Source organism: Nocardiopsis halophila DSM 44494, from assembly GCF_000341245.1.
GTDB lineage: Bacteria > Actinomycetota > Actinomycetes > Streptosporangiales > Streptosporangiaceae > Nocardiopsis_A > Nocardiopsis_A halophila.
On the sequence record NZ_ANAD01000253.1, the window covers coordinates 1 to 13,663 of the forward strand.

The 13,663-nt window shown below is 75.7% G+C and carries 15 protein-coding genes; 6 read left to right on the top strand and 9 right to left on the bottom strand.

Annotation, left to right across the window (positions count from 1 at the left end; translation table 11 throughout):
• The 5 genes from D450_RS0127090 to D450_RS0127110 all read right to left on the bottom strand — a co-directional run.
• Window positions 1-727 (bottom strand): AAA family ATPase (locus D450_RS0127090; RefSeq protein ID WP_017541760.1); only part of this gene is annotated, 727 nt, incomplete at its 3' end.
• Between the two features lie 49 nt (window positions 728-776).
• Window positions 777-1,718 carry an NAD kinase gene (locus D450_RS0127095; RefSeq protein WP_017541761.1) on the bottom strand — a complete coding sequence of 314 codons (942 nt, stop codon included), beginning with the start codon at window positions 1,716-1,718 and terminating at the stop codon, window positions 777-779.
• A gap of 11 nt (window positions 1,719-1,729) precedes the next feature.
• Window positions 1,730-2,530, bottom strand: a complete 801-nt coding sequence (locus D450_RS0127100; protein ID WP_017541762.1) for a TlyA family RNA methyltransferase — start codon at window positions 2,528-2,530, stop codon at window positions 1,730-1,732.
• 82 nt (window positions 2,531-2,612) lie between these two features.
• On the bottom strand, window positions 2,613-2,798 hold the full coding sequence (locus tag D450_RS0127105; protein WP_017541763.1) for a hypothetical protein: 186 nt from the start codon (window positions 2,796-2,798) through the stop codon (window positions 2,613-2,615).
• 3 nt (window positions 2,799-2,801) lie between these two features.
• Window positions 2,802-3,536 carry a coiled-coil domain-containing protein gene (locus D450_RS0127110; RefSeq protein ID WP_017541764.1) on the bottom strand — a complete coding sequence of 245 codons (735 nt, stop codon included), beginning with the start codon at window positions 3,534-3,536 and terminating at the stop codon, window positions 2,802-2,804.
• 104 nt (window positions 3,537-3,640) lie between these two features.
• Here D450_RS0127110 and D450_RS0127115 point away from each other — a divergent pair, with 104 nt between their 5' ends.
• The 3 genes from D450_RS0127115 to D450_RS0127125 are packed head-to-tail and all read left to right on the top strand — an operon-like array spanning window position 3,641 to window position 6,321.
• Window positions 3,641-3,991 carry an SCP2 sterol-binding domain-containing protein gene (locus D450_RS0127115; protein WP_017541765.1) on the top strand — a complete coding sequence of 117 codons (351 nt, stop codon included), beginning with the start codon at window positions 3,641-3,643 and terminating at the stop codon, window positions 3,989-3,991.
• A 25-nt stretch (window positions 3,992-4,016) separates the two neighbouring features.
• Complete coding sequence (locus D450_RS0127120; RefSeq protein WP_017541766.1) at window positions 4,017-5,345, top strand: DUF1015 family protein; 1,329 nt, start codon at window positions 4,017-4,019, stop codon at window positions 5,343-5,345.
• Complete coding sequence (locus D450_RS0127125; protein WP_017541767.1) at window positions 5,332-6,321, top strand: HAD-IIA family hydrolase; 990 nt, start codon at window positions 5,332-5,334, stop codon at window positions 6,319-6,321. The genes D450_RS0127120 and D450_RS0127125 overlap by 14 nt, the downstream gene beginning before the upstream one ends.
• Window position 6,322: 1 nt before the next feature.
• On the opposite strand, the gene D450_RS0127130 is transcribed toward D450_RS0127125, so the two are convergent.
• Window positions 6,323-6,700, bottom strand: a complete 378-nt coding sequence (locus tag D450_RS0127130) for a single-stranded DNA-binding protein (RefSeq protein WP_017541768.1) — start codon at window positions 6,698-6,700, stop codon at window positions 6,323-6,325.
• Between the two features lie 162 nt (window positions 6,701-6,862).
• On the opposite strand from D450_RS0127130, the gene D450_RS0127135 reads away from it, so the two are divergent.
• Window positions 6,863-7,861, top strand: a complete 999-nt coding sequence (locus D450_RS0127135; RefSeq protein WP_017541769.1) for an MBL fold metallo-hydrolase — start codon at window positions 6,863-6,865, stop codon at window positions 7,859-7,861.
• Here D450_RS0127135 and D450_RS0127140 read toward each other — a convergent pair.
• Window positions 7,816-8,214, bottom strand: a complete 399-nt coding sequence (locus D450_RS0127140) for an NUDIX domain-containing protein (protein WP_017541770.1) — start codon at window positions 8,212-8,214, stop codon at window positions 7,816-7,818. The two genes, D450_RS0127135 and D450_RS0127140, sit on opposite strands and share 46 nt — an antisense overlap.
• Before the next feature lie 289 nt (window positions 8,215-8,503).
• Here D450_RS0127140 and nhaA point away from each other — a divergent pair, with 289 nt between their 5' ends.
• Complete coding sequence (gene nhaA, locus D450_RS0127145; protein ID WP_017541771.1) at window positions 8,504-9,748, top strand: Na+/H+ antiporter NhaA; 1,245 nt, start codon at window positions 8,504-8,506, stop codon at window positions 9,746-9,748.
• Window positions 9,749-9,812: 64 nt separating this feature from the next.
• Here the strand turns inward: nhaA and D450_RS35025 are convergent, their stop codons facing one another.
• Together D450_RS35025 and D450_RS0127155 are read right to left on the bottom strand one after the other, a co-directional pair.
• Window positions 9,813-10,235 carry a hypothetical protein gene (locus D450_RS35025; RefSeq protein WP_017541772.1) on the bottom strand — a complete coding sequence of 141 codons (423 nt, stop codon included), beginning with the start codon at window positions 10,233-10,235 and terminating at the stop codon, window positions 9,813-9,815.
• Window positions 10,236-10,852: 617 nt separating this feature from the next.
• Window positions 10,853-11,626, bottom strand: coding sequence for a class I SAM-dependent methyltransferase (locus tag D450_RS0127155; protein ID WP_017541774.1), 774 nt, complete (start codon window positions 11,624-11,626; stop codon window positions 10,853-10,855).
• 111 nt (window positions 11,627-11,737) lie between these two features.
• Here D450_RS0127155 and D450_RS0127160 point away from each other — a divergent pair, with 111 nt between their 5' ends.
• A complete protein-coding gene (locus D450_RS0127160) occupies window positions 11,738-12,334 on the top strand; it encodes a TIGR03086 family metal-binding protein (protein WP_017541775.1) in 597 nt (198 codons plus the stop codon).
• Window positions 12,335-13,663: the final 1,329 nt, after the last annotated feature.

Here is a 13,663-nt window from a genome sequence, read left to right on the forward strand (position 1 = left end):
CCGCGGGGTCCCCGGTCAGCGCCTCGTTGGCGGTGGTGGCGGCGACCCGCAGCGCGTCGGCGTGCGCCAGCCGGGTCTCCTCGGCCAGCAGCTCGGCCTCCTCGCCCGGCTGCGGCTCGGCGGCGCCGATCTCCTCCACCCCGAAGCGGAGCAGGTCGGCCTCCTGGGCCCGCTCCCGGGCCCGCTCGGTGATCTCGGCCAGCTCCGCGGCGACCTCGCGGTGCCGCCGGTAGGCCGCCGAGTACGCCCCCAGGGCGCGGCCCAGCTCCGGGCCGGCGTAGCGGTCCAGCGAGGCGCGCTGGCGCTCGGTGCGCAGCAGCCGCTGCTGGTCGGACTGGCCGTGCACGGCCACCAGTTCGTCGGCGAGGTAGGCCAGCAGGCTGACCGGCGCCGACCGGCCGCCCATGGTGGCGCGCGAGCGCCCCTCGGCCGAGACCGTCCGGTTCAGGATCAGCACGCCATCGTCCAGCTCGCCGCCGGCCTCGGCGACCCGCTCGGCGACCCTGCCGTCCTCCTCGACGGCCAGCCGCCCCTCGACCACGGCCCGGTCGGCGCCCGGGCGCACCCGCTGCGGGTCGGCCCGGCCCCCGAAGAGCAGGCCCAGTCCGGTCACCACCATGGTCTTGCCAGCACCGGTCTCGCCGGTGACGGCGGTGAACCCCGGCGACAGCTCCAGCACGGCGTCGTCGATGACGCCGAGACCGCGGATGCGGACTTCTTCGAGCACCGAAACCTCTCCTGCTCCCGACTGCGTCGCGGCCGCTCGGGCCGGCTGGCTAGAGGTCGTCGCTCTCGGCGCGCCCCCTCCAGCCGGCGACCGGCAGGCCGAACTTGGCCACCAGCCGGTCGGTGAACGGCGCCCGCTGCAGGCGCGCCAGGCGCACCGGCGTGTCCGAGCGCGTGACCTCGATCCGCGCCCCGGCGGGCAATTCGACCATACGGCGTCCATCGCACCAGAGCACGCCCGCGGGGGTGTCCGGGACGATCTCGAACGCCACCACCGAGTCCGGGGAGACCACCACGGGCCGGGCGAACAGGGCGTGCGCACTGATCGGAACCACCAGCAGCGCCTCGACCTCCGGCCACACGATCGGCCCGCCGGCGGAGAACGCGTGCGCGGTCGACCCGGTCGGTGTGGCGCACACCACACCGTCGCACCCCCAACGCGACAGGGGGCGCCCGTCGATCTCCAGCACCGTGTCCAGCATCCGCCGGGCGGTGGCCTTCTCCAGGGTCGCCTCGTTCAGCGCCCAGGTGCGCACCGGCGGGTCGCCCTTGGCCCGGCCGCCGTTGTACACGGCCACGTCCAGGGTCATCCGCTCCTCCACCGCGTAGCGCCGCTCCACGACGCTGCGCACGGTGGCGTTGAGGTCCTCGCGCTCGGCCTCGGCCAGGAACCCGACATGGCCCAGGTTCACCCCGAGCAGCGGCGCGCCCGCCGGACGGGCGATCTCGGCGGCGCGCAGCAGCGTGCCGTCGCCGCCCAGCACCAGCACCAGCTCGACGCCCTCGGCCGCGTCCGGGCCGCGCACCGCCTCCACCGGGTCCAGTTCGAACCCGGACCGCTTGAGGTCGTCCGCCTCCGAGGCCAGCATGCGCACGGTCAGCCCCGCGTCGGTCAGGCTGGAGTGCACCAGCTGCGTGCTGCGCATGGCCGCCTTGCGGCCGGTGTGGGTCAGCAGCAGCACGCTGCGCCCGGACGCACCGGTGGTCGTCATGGACACCTCCCCTAGCTCGGGCCCTCGGCGATGGCGCGCTCCAGCGCCTCTTCGCTCAGCGGCGGCGCGCCGGCCCGCAGCCACAGGAAGTACTCCACGTTGCCGGAGGGGCCCGGCAGCGGGCTGGCCGCCACGCCCGGCACGCCCAGCCCCAGCTCCCCGGCGGCCCCGGCCACCCGGCGCACCGCCTCGGCGCGCAGCCCCGCATCGCGCACCACGCCCCCGGCGCCCACCCGGTCCCGGCCCACCTCGAACTGGGGCTTGACCATCAGGGCGAAGTCGGCCTCCGGGGCGGCGCAGCGCGCCAGCGGCGGCAGCACCAGGCTCAGCGAGATGAACGACAGGTCGCCCACCACCAGGCCGGGCCGGTCCCCGCCGAGCATGTCGGCGGTCAGCTCGCGCACGTTGCACCGCTCCATCACCCGGACCCGCTCGTCCGAGCGCAGCGACCAGGCGAGCTGGCCGTAGCCCACGTCCACGGCGACCACCTCGCGGGCGCCCCGCCGCAGCAGCACGTCGGTGAAGCCCCCGGTGGAGGCCCCGGCGTCCAGGCAGAGCCGGCCGGCGGGGTCCAGGCCGAAGGCCTCCAGCGCGCCCACGAGCTTGTGGGCGCCCCGGGAGACGTAGGTCGGCTCGCCGTCCGGCTCCTTGACCAGGACCGCCTGGTCGGTGCCGATCTGGGTGGCCGCCTTGCCCGCGGGCACCCCGCCCACCAGGACGTGGCCGGCCTCGATGAGTTCGGCGGCGTGCCCCCGCGAACGCGCGAGGCCGCGGCGGACCAGTTCGGCATCGAGCCGCGTGCGTTTGGCCATGGTTGAAATCGCGCCCATCCGGAAGAAGTCTGCCTTAGGACGATACCGCCCCCGGGTGCGCGCGCGTGCCCGTCGGGCGGGGTCAGTCCGTACGGTCCAGGCTGCCCAGCACCTCCGACAGTTCCTGGTGGAGGGCGTCGAACACGGCGACGTGGTCGGCGGCGGGCAGCCGGTCCAGCGAGGCCAGCCGCTGCCGCACGCTGTGCAGGGTGCGCTCGGCGAGCGCCGCGGCCTCCGGGGGTTCGGGGGGCTCCTCGGGTGCGGACACGGGTCAGTCGCCCTTCTTCGCGGCCGCGCCGCTCTTGTTGGCGCCCGAGCCGCCCTTGGAGCGGTTCCCGCCGGTGCGCTTGCCGGTGGACTTGCCCTGCTGCGACTTGCCGCGGGCCGTGCCCTTCTTGGCGGGGGTCTTGGGCTTGGCGGCGCTGTCCTCGGCTCCACTCTCCTCGGCGGCGCCGTCCCCGGCGGTGTTCGCCTCGGCAGGGGCGTCCTGGGCAGGCGTGTCCCCGGCGGAGGCCTCCGGTGCGGCGTCCACCGCCTCCGCCTTCTCCGCCTCCGCCTCCGGGGCCTCGGCGACCGCGGCGGGCGCGGGCTCCGGCTCAGGCTCCTGCTCGGGAGCCGCCTGCTCGGGAGCCGCCTGCTCGGGGACGGCGGCCGCGCGCGTCCACAGCGGCGCGCCGCCGCGCACCGAGGCCAGCCGCCGCTCCAGCTCGGCCACCCGCCGCGCCAGCCGGTCGTACTCCGAGCGCGGCACCATGTCGCGCCGCTCCATCTCCCGTCCGACCTCGGCCCGGACCAGCTCCCGGAGGGCCTCCCGGTTGGCCTGGCCGGTCTCGATCAGCTCGGCCGCGAGCGCCTGGATGGTGCGCCCCAACCCCTCGCCGGGCGCGTCCTCGCCCGCACCCGACTCTCTGATGAGCGACTTCGCCGCGGCGACGGCGCGCTTGCGGGTGAGCTCGTTGAGGCCACTGGTGGCATCCATATAGGTGCGCACCGCATCGACGACCATGGTGGGACTGCTCCTAAAAGCGACTCGGTTCCGGGCCCCGATGGTAGCGGGGACGCGCCGCCGCCCGGGGCGAAACCGCCCGGCCGCTACGGCATCATGGGGCCATGACCAGCGTTGAGGACTGCCGCCGCGCGATCGACCGGGTGTCGGAGCGGATCATGGAGGTCGACGAGGCCGACCGCCGCAAGCACATCGTCGAGCGCACGGTCAGCGTGACCGTGAGCGACCTGGACACCGTCTTCGACATGCGGCTCACCGGCACCGGGCTGCGCGACGTGTCCACCCGCGCCGCCGGCGACCCGGCCGGGCGGGCGCAGGTGCGCCTCACCGCCACCGCCGACGACCTGGTGGCCCTGGCCGAGGACCGGCTGGACGCCGCCAAGGCGATGCTGTCCGGGCGGCTCAAGATCGAGGCGAGCTTCACCGACCTGATGCGCATGCGCAAGCTGCTCTAGCCGCGGGTATCGTTCCAGGGTGCCGATGGATACGGGTGATGGCGCCCTGGAGCTCGCCCCGCTGCGCGGGCTCCGGTACGCGGGCGCCGACGCGAGCGCCCTGATCGATTCGCCGGCCTTCAACCTGGCGCTCGCCCTGTCCCCTCCCTACGACCTGGTCGACGCCGCCTCCTATGCGCGCATGACCACCGACGAACCGCACAACGCCGCCCGGCTCACCGCCCCGCCCGCAGTCTCGGCCCCCGACTACACCGGTGCCGCGCGCACCCTGCACCGCTGGATCGAGGAGGGGGTGCTGGTGCGCGACCCCTCCCCCGCGGTGTACGCCTACGAGCAGACCACCCCCGAAGGGCTGCGCCAGCGCGGCCTCATCGGCCTACTGCGGCTGCCCCCGCCCGGCGGCCGCGCCGTCCGCCCGCACGAGTCCATCGCCGAGGAGCCGGTGCTGGACCGGGCCCGGCTGATGGCCGCCACCCGGGCCAACCTGGAACCGATCTTCCTGCTCTACCGGGGCGGGCACGGCGCCGAGCGCGGCGCCGCCTCGCGGGCCGCCGACGCCCCCGCCGAGCAGGGCGACGAGCCGCTGGTGCACACGGTCACCGGCGACGGCGTCACCCACCGGCTCTGGGCGCTGACCGACGCCGGGCTGCACGCCCGCATCGCCCACGACCTGGCCGGGCGCACCGCGCTGATCGCCGACGGCCACCACCGCTACGCCGCCTACCGCCGCCTGCAGGCGCGCCAGCACGGCCCCGGCCCCTGGGACCTGGGGCTGGCGCTGCTGGTGGACTCCGACGCCTCACCGCCCCGGCTGGGCCCCATCCACCGGGTGGTGCCCGGCATCGGGGCCCGCGCGGCGGCCGACGCGGCCCGGGCCCACGCCCGCGTCCGCGCACTGCCCGAGGACGGGGGCACCGACCGCACCGTGCGCCTGCTCGCCGAGGCGGCCCGCCAGGGTCCGGCGCTGGCCCTCGCCGACCGCGACGGCCGCTTCCTCATCGACCGGGTCGACGCCGGGGCGATGCGCGCCGCCGCCCCCGACCGCTCCGAGGCCTGGCGGGCGATGCCCACCGCCGCCCTGGAGCGCCTGTTCCTGCCGCTGTGGGGGGTGCGGCCCCGGGCGGCCGAGCTCGTGCACGACGACGCCGCCGAGGCGGTGCGCCGCGCCGGGGCCCACACCGGGCCCGCCGCCGCCGTGCTGCTGCCCCCGCTGCGGGTCGCCGACGTGTACGAGGTGACCGGGCGCGGCGAACTCACCCCGCGCAAATCCACCTCCTTCGGCCCCAAGCCGCGCACCGGACTGGTGCTGCGCTCCCTGGAGTCCCTGCCTGAGAGGACCGATGAAGCCCGCTGACCGCCCGCTGAACGAGCTCTACGACGCCGCCCTGCTGGACCTGGACGGCGTCGTCTACATCGGGGACCGCCCGGTCCCGGCCGCGCCCGAGGCCGTCGCCAAGGCGCGCGCGGCCGGGATGGCCGCGGTGTTCGTCACCAACAACTCCTCGCGCACCCCGGCCTCCATCGCCGAGCGGCTCACCGCCCTGGGCGTCCCGGCCGCCGCCGGCGACGTGGTCACCTCCGCCGAGGCCGCCGCCCGGCTGGTCCGCGAACGCTTCCCGGCCGGGGCCCCGGTGCTGGTGGTCGGCGACACCGGGCTGCGCCTGGCCCTGATCCGCCGCGGCCTGCGCCCGGTCACCCAGGCGGCCGAGGACCCGGTCGCGGTGGTGCAGGGCCACTCCCCCCGCCTGTCCTACGACCTGGTCTGCCAGGGCGCGCTCGCGGTCAGCCGCGGGGCGCTGTTCGTGGCCAGCAACGCCGACGCCACCGCCCCCATGGGGCCGGGCATCCTGCCCGGCAACGGCTCCTTCTCCCGGGTCATCGCCAACGCCGCGGGCCTGGAACCGGTCGTGGCGGGCAAGCCGATGCGGCCCCTGCACGAGGAGGGGGTGGCCCGCACCGGCTCCCGGCGGCCGCTGGTGGTGGGCGACCGCCTGGACACCGACGTGGAGGGGGCGCGGGCCCGCGGCGCCGCCTCACTGCTGGTGCTGTCCGGGGTGACCGGGGCCCGGGAGCTGGCCGCCGCCCCGCCCGAGCGCCGCCCCGACCACATCGCCTGGGACCTGTCCGGCCTCAACGAGACCCACCCGGGCACCGAGGCGGTCCCGGGCGGGGCCGCCTGCGCCGGATGGACCGCCCGGGTGCGCGACGACGGGGCCCTGGCCCTGTCCGGCGGCGGCGAGCGGCTCGACGGGCTGCGCGCGGTGTGCGCCGCCGCCTGGGCCGACCCCGGGGCCGACCCGCGCGGCGCGCTGGACCGCCTCGGCTGGTGAGTCACCCCCCGGCGGCCCGCCCGCCGAGCTCCCGCACGCCGGTGGCCTCCACCTCCACCGTCCCGCCGCCGCCCCGGGCCGCCCGGCGGTAGCGGCGGCGCAGCGACCCCGACACCTGCACCAGGTCGCCGATGCGCCAGCTGCGGGTGGCCTCGCGGATGTCGGGGCGAAAGCTCACGCAGGTGAAGGGGTCGGCCTGGGGGCCGCGGCGCGCGTCCGAGGCCGGCCGGGCCACCGAGATGCGCCAGGTGACCATGTGCGCGCCGTCCGGCAGCTCGCGCACCGACGGCTCGGCCGTGACGCGCCCGGCCAGCAGCACCTCGTTGCGGTGCGCGGGCCGGGCCGCAAGGGCGGAGGGGGCGGTCGGGATCCGGGGCATGTGCGCCTCCCGTCGACGGGGGTGTCGCTGTCGCCGTCCACCCTGCACCGCGCGCCCCGGCCCGTGCGGACCGATCCGGCGCCTGTGGACGGGGGCCGCGCGCCCGGCCCCGGGCCCGGTGAACTAGATTCGGTTCCCGGCCTCGCAGAAGGGAGTGCAGCGGTGGACGCGACCGAGGGCATCACCGCCCTGGGCGAAGAGGTCTTCGCCATCGACACGCTGATGGCCGGGTACCCGGGGATCACCTCCAGCTACCTCATCCGCACCGAGCGGCCGTGCGTGGTGGAGGTGGGCACCGCCGGGTCGGCCGAGGTGCTGCGCGACCGGATGGCCGCGCTGGGCATCGGCGCCGACGACCTGGCCACCATCGTCGTGACCCACATCCACCTGGACCACGCCGGCGGCGTGGGCGACATCGCCCGGATGTTCCCCCGGGCCGAGATCGTGGTGCACGAGCGCGGCGCCCGCCACCTGGCCGACCCCGAACGGCTCATGCGCTCGGCGCGGATGGTCTGGGGCGACCGGCTGGACGTGCTCTTCGGCGAGATGAGCCCCTCCGACGCCGACCGCATCCGCACCGTCGGCACCACCGGCGAGGTGGACCTGGGCGCCGGCCGGCGGCTCGTCGCGCACTACTCCCCCGGCCACGCCAAGCACCACGTGGCGCTGGTCGACAGCGCCACCGGCGACCTGTACGCCGGCGACGCCCTGGGGGTGTACAACCCCTACACCGGCGACGTCCGCCCGGCCACGCCGCCGCCGGACTTCGACTTCGGGGCCGCGCGGCGCTCGCTGGACCTGTTCGGCGACATCGGCGCCCGGCGCCTGATGTTCTCCCACTTCGGTGCGGTCGAGGAGGTCGAGGGCACGCTGGAGCGGGCCCGCGAGGAGCTGCACGCCTGGGTGGAGGAGGTGCGCCGGGCCCGCGCCTCCACCGGGGACCTGGACCACGCCGTGGGCATGGTCCGCGACGCGGTGCTCAAGCGCTACCGGCCCCTGCCCGAGGAGGCGCCCGCCGAGGCCGCCCAGGTGATGGACGTGCTCAGCGGCGTGGAGGGCAACACCAGCGGCATCTGGCACTGGCTGGACCGGCTGGAGGCCGAGCAGGAGGCCGCTCAGGGCGCGCCCGGCAGCCCCAGTTCCCGCAGCAGACAGGCGTAGATGCCGTCGTCCCAGGACAGCTGCGGGGGCAGGGTGTCGAAGGCGCGCACCTCGACGGTCTCGAACTCACCCGTGAGCGGGCGGAACGCACGCGCCCGCGCGCAGGTGACCACGGTGGTGTGCCCGCCGGGAAGGACGTAGTGCCCGGCGGTGCGCACCTCGCCCAGCTCCGCCCCGGCCTCCTCGCGGGCCTCGCGGCGGGCGGTGGCCTCCGGGTCCTCCCCCGGCTCGGCGTGCCCGCCCGGGAACTCCCAGGCGCGGTCGCGGTGGCGCACCAGAACCGGCCGGGCGCCGTCGAAGAGCAGGCAGACCACCGAGTCGTGGCGCTCGGGCAGCGCGCCGACGCGCACCACCGCACCACCGAGATCCGCCGCCGACACGGCGGTTATCCTACCCTGCGGCGCCGGCCCGGCGCCGGGCGCTTCCCCCGGAGGACGTGAAAGGTTGTCACCCACATCTCGCACGAACCGGGAACCCGCCGGTCACAGGGGTGTGGACGATCACCATCACGCGCGGTGATTTGTATACAGTCCGGGGCATAAGGCAGTGTTAAGGAAGCGCAGTGCCGTGCTGCGCACTGGTGTGCCGGGAAGTCTGGTCGGCGACGTACGCAATCCCATGGACGACTCGGGAGAACCGCTTATGGTGAAGAAGACCGGTGTGCACGCGATCGCCGACGCACTGCGCAGAGACGCGGTCGGCGGCTTTCTGCTCATCGGGGCTGCGGCGATCGCGCTCATCTGGGCCAACTCGCCGCTCTCCGGGGCCTACGAGGCCATCCGCGACTTCACCATCGGCCCCTCGGCGCCGCTCCACCTGGACCTGACCGTCGGCACCTGGGCCGCCGACGGGCTGCTCGCGGTCTTCTTCTTCATCGTCGGCGCCGAGCTCAAGCACGAGTTCGTCCACGGCGAGCTGCGCAACCCGCGCCGGGCCATGCTGCCCATCGTCGCCGCCGTCGGCGGGATGATCGCCCCGGCGCTCATCTTCGTCGCCTTCAACACCGCCCGGCCCGAGGACATGAGCGGCTGGGGCATCCCGATGGCGACCGACATCGCCTTCGCCCTGGCCATCCTGGCCATCATCGGCAAGTCGCTGCCGCCGGCGCTGCGCACCTTCCTGCTGACCCTGGCCATCGTCGACGACCTGGGCGCGATCACCGTCATCGCGATCTTCTACACCGACCACCTCTCCTTCGCCTACCTGTTCGCCGCCCTGGCGCTGCTGGTCCTCTTCGGCTACCTGCAGCAGGGCCGCGGCATCGCCGCCGCGCTCGACCGCTCGGCCGTGCCGAACTGGCTCGTCTACGTGCCGCTCGCCTTCCTCATCTGGGCGTTCATGCACGAGAGCGGCGTGCACGCCACCATCGCCGGCGTGGCGATGGGCATGCTGATGCGCAGCCGCATGCGCGAGGGCGAGCACGAGTCCCCGCTGCACCGGGTCGAGCACATGCTGCGCCCCTGGTCCATGGGGCTGGCACTGCCCATCTTCGCCCTCTTCTCGGCCGGCGTGGTCTTCTCCGGCATCGGCTCGATGTTCACCGACACCGTCGCCCTGGGCGTCATCATCGGCCTGGTCGCCGGAAAGCTCATCGGCATCCTCGGCGGGGCCTGGGTCACCACCAAGCTCACCCCCGCCGAGCTCAACCCGACACTGCGCTGGATCGACATCGCCGGCATGTCCCAGCTGGCCGGGATCGGCTTCACCGTCTCGCTGCTGATCAGCGAACTGGCCTACGAGCCGGGGACCACCCTGGACCACGCCAAGGGCGGCGTGCTCATCGCCTCCCTGCTGGCCACCCTGCTGGCCTCGGTGGTGCTCACCCGCCGCAGCGCCTACTACCGCAAGCACGGCATCCCGCAGGAGGAGACGGCCGGGCAGGGCTGACGGGACGACGCAAAGGGGGCGCCCGCCGGATACCGGCGGGCGCCCCCTTCTCTTCGATCCCGGGTCAGGCCCGCGGGTCGGCCTCGGCGTCCTCGGCGTCGGCCCACACCACGTCGTCGTCGACGGCGACCAGCTCGATGCCCTCGAGCTCGGCCAGGCGCTCGTCGGCGTCGGTCTGGCCCTCGCGGTCCACGGCCGAGGCGCGCGCGAAGTACTCCCGCGCGTCCTTGTCCCGGCCCAGCTCGTCCAGCACGTCGGCGTAGGCGTAGAACAGCCGCGCCGCCCACGGGCGGGCCCGGCGCTCCTTGAGCTCGGGCACCTGCAGCTCCACCAGCGCCGCCTCCGGGTTGCCCATGTCCCTGCGGGCCCCGGCGGCCACGATCCGCAGCTCCACACGGGCGTCGGTGTCCAGCTCGGAGGCCTCGGGCGCGCGGGACAGCTCCAGCGCGCGCTCGGGGCGCCCCAGCCCGCGCTCGCAATCGGCCATCACCGCCAGGTAGGCGGGGCTGCCNNCCGGCGCGCCGCCCGCAGGTCGGACAGGGCCTCCTGCCACTTGCCGACGTTGTATGCGGCCACGCCCGCGGCCTCGCGCACCGCGGACACGCGGGAGGCGCGCTTGCGCGCGTAGGCGGCGTGCTCGTAGGCGGCGTCGGGGTCCTCGTCCAGCAGGCGCCCGGCCGCGGCCAGGTGGCGGCCCACGATCTCCGCCAGCGAACGCGGCAGGGTGGCCAGCTCACGCCGGACGTCGCCGTCCAGCTCGCGGTCGCTGACGTCCTCCGGCAGGGCCGGGCCCTTCTCCCTCTCCGGGCGCTCGGCGCCCCGCTCGCCCTGGGGCCGCCCCCCGCGGCCCCCGTCGAAGCGGCGTCCTCCGCCGCCACCGCTGCGGCGGGGTCCCCCGCCGCCGCGGAACCCTCCGCCGCCGCGGGGTCCGCCGTCTCGACGGCCGCCGCCGGACCCTCCGGAGCGGCCTCTGTGGTCACGGGCTCCGGAGCCGCCGCGGCCCCCCGATCGGCTGTCGTCAGTCATGTCCCGTTCCGTAAGCAGTCAAAAGCGCCGCCGCGAACCGCGACAGCGCACAGGGATTCCCAGGGAATCCACTTTACGTCATCGGCCGGGTTTGCGCGCCTCGATCAGCGTCCGCGAGGCGTGCGCCACGAACGGCCCGCCGGCGGCGATCCGCTCGTGCAGCTCCCGCAGCCGCCCCCGGTGAGCGGCCACGGTGAACCCCGGCACCAGCCACACCACCTTGCGCAGCAGGTACACCACCGCCCCCACGTCGAAGAACTCCATCCGCAGCCGTTCGGACCCCAGCTCCGCGACCTCCAGCCCGGCCGCGCGGGCCGCGTCGGCCTCATCCTGCGGATCACGCGCGCGCCGCGCCTCGGGCTGCGGGCCGAGAAAGAACTCGACCAGCTCGAACACGCTGGCAGGGCCGACATGCTGGGCCAGGTACGACCCGCCCGGCCGCAGCACCCGGGCCGCCTCCGCCCACGGGACGGTGGTCGGGTGGCGGCAGGAGACCAGGTCGAACACCCCGTCGGCGAACGGCAGCGGACCGGCATCAGCGGCGCCGACCACCGCTCCCCCCGCCGGCCGCAGCCGCGCGGCCGCACGGGACAGGTTGGGCCGCCACGACTCCGTCGCCGCCACCACGGAGGGCACCGAACCCGCCCGGTCGAGCGCGCCGCCCAGCACCTCGCCCCCGCCGGTCTGCAGGTCGAGCACCGCGTCGACGTCCCCCAGCCGCGAGGCCAGCAGTCCCTGGTACCCCCAGGAGGGCCGCTCCTCTGTGGCGCGCCCTTCCAGCCAGGAGAAGTCCCAGCCGTCCACGGGCGCCGCTGCGCCCTCCTCCACCAGGTCCTCGAAGCCTCTCACCATCAGAGCACTATCACGGGTTCGGCCGCATGTGCGATGAGTTTCGCGGCCCGCGCGGGTCTTCACCCCGACGGCTCCCGAGCGAGCGCAACCACGACCGGAAGTGGACGACCCATGGCCGATCACCTCGACCTCGAACCCGCGGCCCGGCGCCTGGCCGACCTGGCCGCCGCGACCCCCGACTCCCGGCTCGACGGCCCCACCCCGTGCACCGGCATGGACGTCGCCGGGCTGCTCGACCACGTCATGATGCTCGCCCAGGCCTTCCGGCAGGCCGCGGACAAGACCGGTTCGCCCGACGACGGCCCGCCGCCGGAGGCCTCCGGGGCCGACCTTCCGCCGGACTGGCGCATAGAGCTGCCGCGCCGGCTCGATGCCCTGGCCGAGGCCTGGCGCTCACCGTCGGCCTGGGAGGGCGAGACCGCGGCGGGAGGACTCGTGCTCAGCGGACAGGAGGCGGGCGCGATCGCCCTGAACGAGCTCGTCCTGCACGGATGGGACCTCGCCCGCGCAACGGACCGCCCCTACCGGTGCGAAGAGTGGGAGGCCCAGGTCAGCCACGACTTCGCCGCCTCGATCCCGGACGTCCCCGAGGCCCGCGAGGGCCTGTTCGGCCCCGTCGTCCCGGTCCCCGACGACGCCCCGCTGTTCGACCGGGCCCTGGGCCTCAGCGGCCGCGACCCCCATTGGTCCCCCGAACCCCGGCCCTGACCTCCGCGGGTGCAACGCCGCTCGGGCGTGCCCTCCGGGAAGAAGCGCAAAGGACACGCCCGAGACCGACTTAGCGGCGACGACACACCAGACCGTCCCTGCGGGTTTCGCTGCGCCGCTTCGGCACGCCGGCGTGAACCGGAACCACGAGGCGAAAGAGGCGAAACAAGAGACGACCATTGGGACGGCCCCGCGTTCAGAGGACCATCAGCGACCGCGGCAGGCGACCATGCGCCCGACACCGTCGTCTGCCAGGCGCGCGGGTGGTCCCCGCATGGGGCGGCGACGAGAAAGCCGGACGGCCCTTAAGGGGAGCGCCTTCGACCGCCGGGAATGCAGGTGGTCCACGCATGGGGCAGCAGCGAAGAAGCGAGGTCTGTCCCACACGCAGCGCCGCCGACCGCCAAGCGCGTGGAGAGTCACGGCCCAAGGCGGCGACAGGGCGGCGATGGAGAAGGGGAACACCGCACGCATCCGACCAGCCAAGGCGCCGTAAGCGATGGGGGAATGGGCAGCGAGGCCGGATCGGCGGTTCCCCCAGGTCGGCTCGTCGGCTGCCGGGCTGCTCGCGGTCCGGGTGGAGCGGCGACGAAGGTGGGTGGTCCTGCCGGCGGTGTTGTCGTCCGCCGGGTGTGGCGGTGGTCCCGGGAGGGAGCGGCGACGAGGGCGATGGCGCCGGGTGTCGGGCGCCGCTGCCGGGCGCCGGGCGTGCGGGCGGTCGCCGGGCAGGCGGTGATGACGGAGCCGGGAGGTTCCGGCCACCGTGCTGTCGGCTGCCGGGCGCGCGGGGGTGATGGGGCGTGGGGCGGCAGGGCGGTGTCCCGGTCCGGGGTGGGGCCCGGCCCTGCTGTGCGCGGGGCCGGTGCGGGGTGAAGGCGTGGTGGGGGCGGCGGGCGGAACCCGAGGCCTGTCCGCCTGTGGGGCGGGCACACGGTGCGCCCTCGGGGAGGAGGGCGGGGTGCTGTTCGGTGGGCCGGTCAGCGGCCGGCGCGAACGCCCCCGGGGGGGTGCCCGGGGGGCGGGAACGCGTGGAGGCGGGTGCGGGCCGCGGCGCCCTTGGCGGGCTGGGGGCGCGGGCGCACTCGGGCAGGCCCCCTCGGCAGGGGTTGGTCGGTGCGGCCCTCCTGGCCCGCGAGGAGCCGCCCCGGCGTGTCCGCGGGGGCGGGAGGGCCACGGGCGAGAAGGGCGCGAAGGCGAGGGGCCCCGCCACCTCGTCCACCGGAGGAGCCCCCGCCGCGGGGCGTAGCGATCCCGGTCGGTGGGCCTTTCCTCGTTCGGAGGAGGGGGCCGTGACCCCTGAAGTTTGGAACCGGTGGCCTATGCGGCCTC

Coding starts and splice junctions, on each gene's coding strand:
- D450_RS0127130 (WP_017541768.1), bottom strand. CDS start 6,700: ATGCCCCGGATCCCGACCGCCCCCTCCGCCCTTGCGGCCCGGCCCGCG.
- D450_RS0127155 (WP_017541774.1), bottom strand. CDS start 11,626: ATGGTGAGAGGCTTCGAGGACCTGGTGGAGGAGGGCGCAGCGGCGCCC.
- D450_RS0127110 (WP_017541764.1), bottom strand. CDS start 3,536: ATGGTCGTCGATGCGGTGCGCACCTATATGGATGCCACCAGTGGCCTC.
- D450_RS0127125 (WP_017541767.1), top strand. CDS start 5,332: ATGAAGCCCGCTGACCGCCCGCTGAACGAGCTCTACGACGCCGCCCTG.
- D450_RS0127100 (WP_017541762.1), bottom strand. CDS start 2,530: ATGGCCAAACGCACGCGGCTCGATGCCGAACTGGTCCGCCGCGGCCTC.
- D450_RS35025 (WP_017541772.1), bottom strand. CDS start 10,235: ATGGCCGATTGCGAGCGCGGGCTGGGGCGCCCCGAGCGCGCGCTGGAG.
- D450_RS0127095 (WP_017541761.1), bottom strand. CDS start 1,718: ATGACGACCACCGGTGCGTCCGGGCGCAGCGTGCTGCTGCTGACCCAC.
- nhaA (WP_017541771.1), top strand. CDS start 8,504: ATGGTGAAGAAGACCGGTGTGCACGCGATCGCCGACGCACTGCGCAGA.
- D450_RS0127160 (WP_017541775.1), top strand. CDS start 11,738: ATGGCCGATCACCTCGACCTCGAACCCGCGGCCCGGCGCCTGGCCGAC.
- D450_RS0127115 (WP_017541765.1), top strand. CDS start 3,641: ATGACCAGCGTTGAGGACTGCCGCCGCGCGATCGACCGGGTGTCGGAG.
- D450_RS0127120 (WP_017541766.1), top strand. CDS start 4,017: ATGGATACGGGTGATGGCGCCCTGGAGCTCGCCCCGCTGCGCGGGCTC.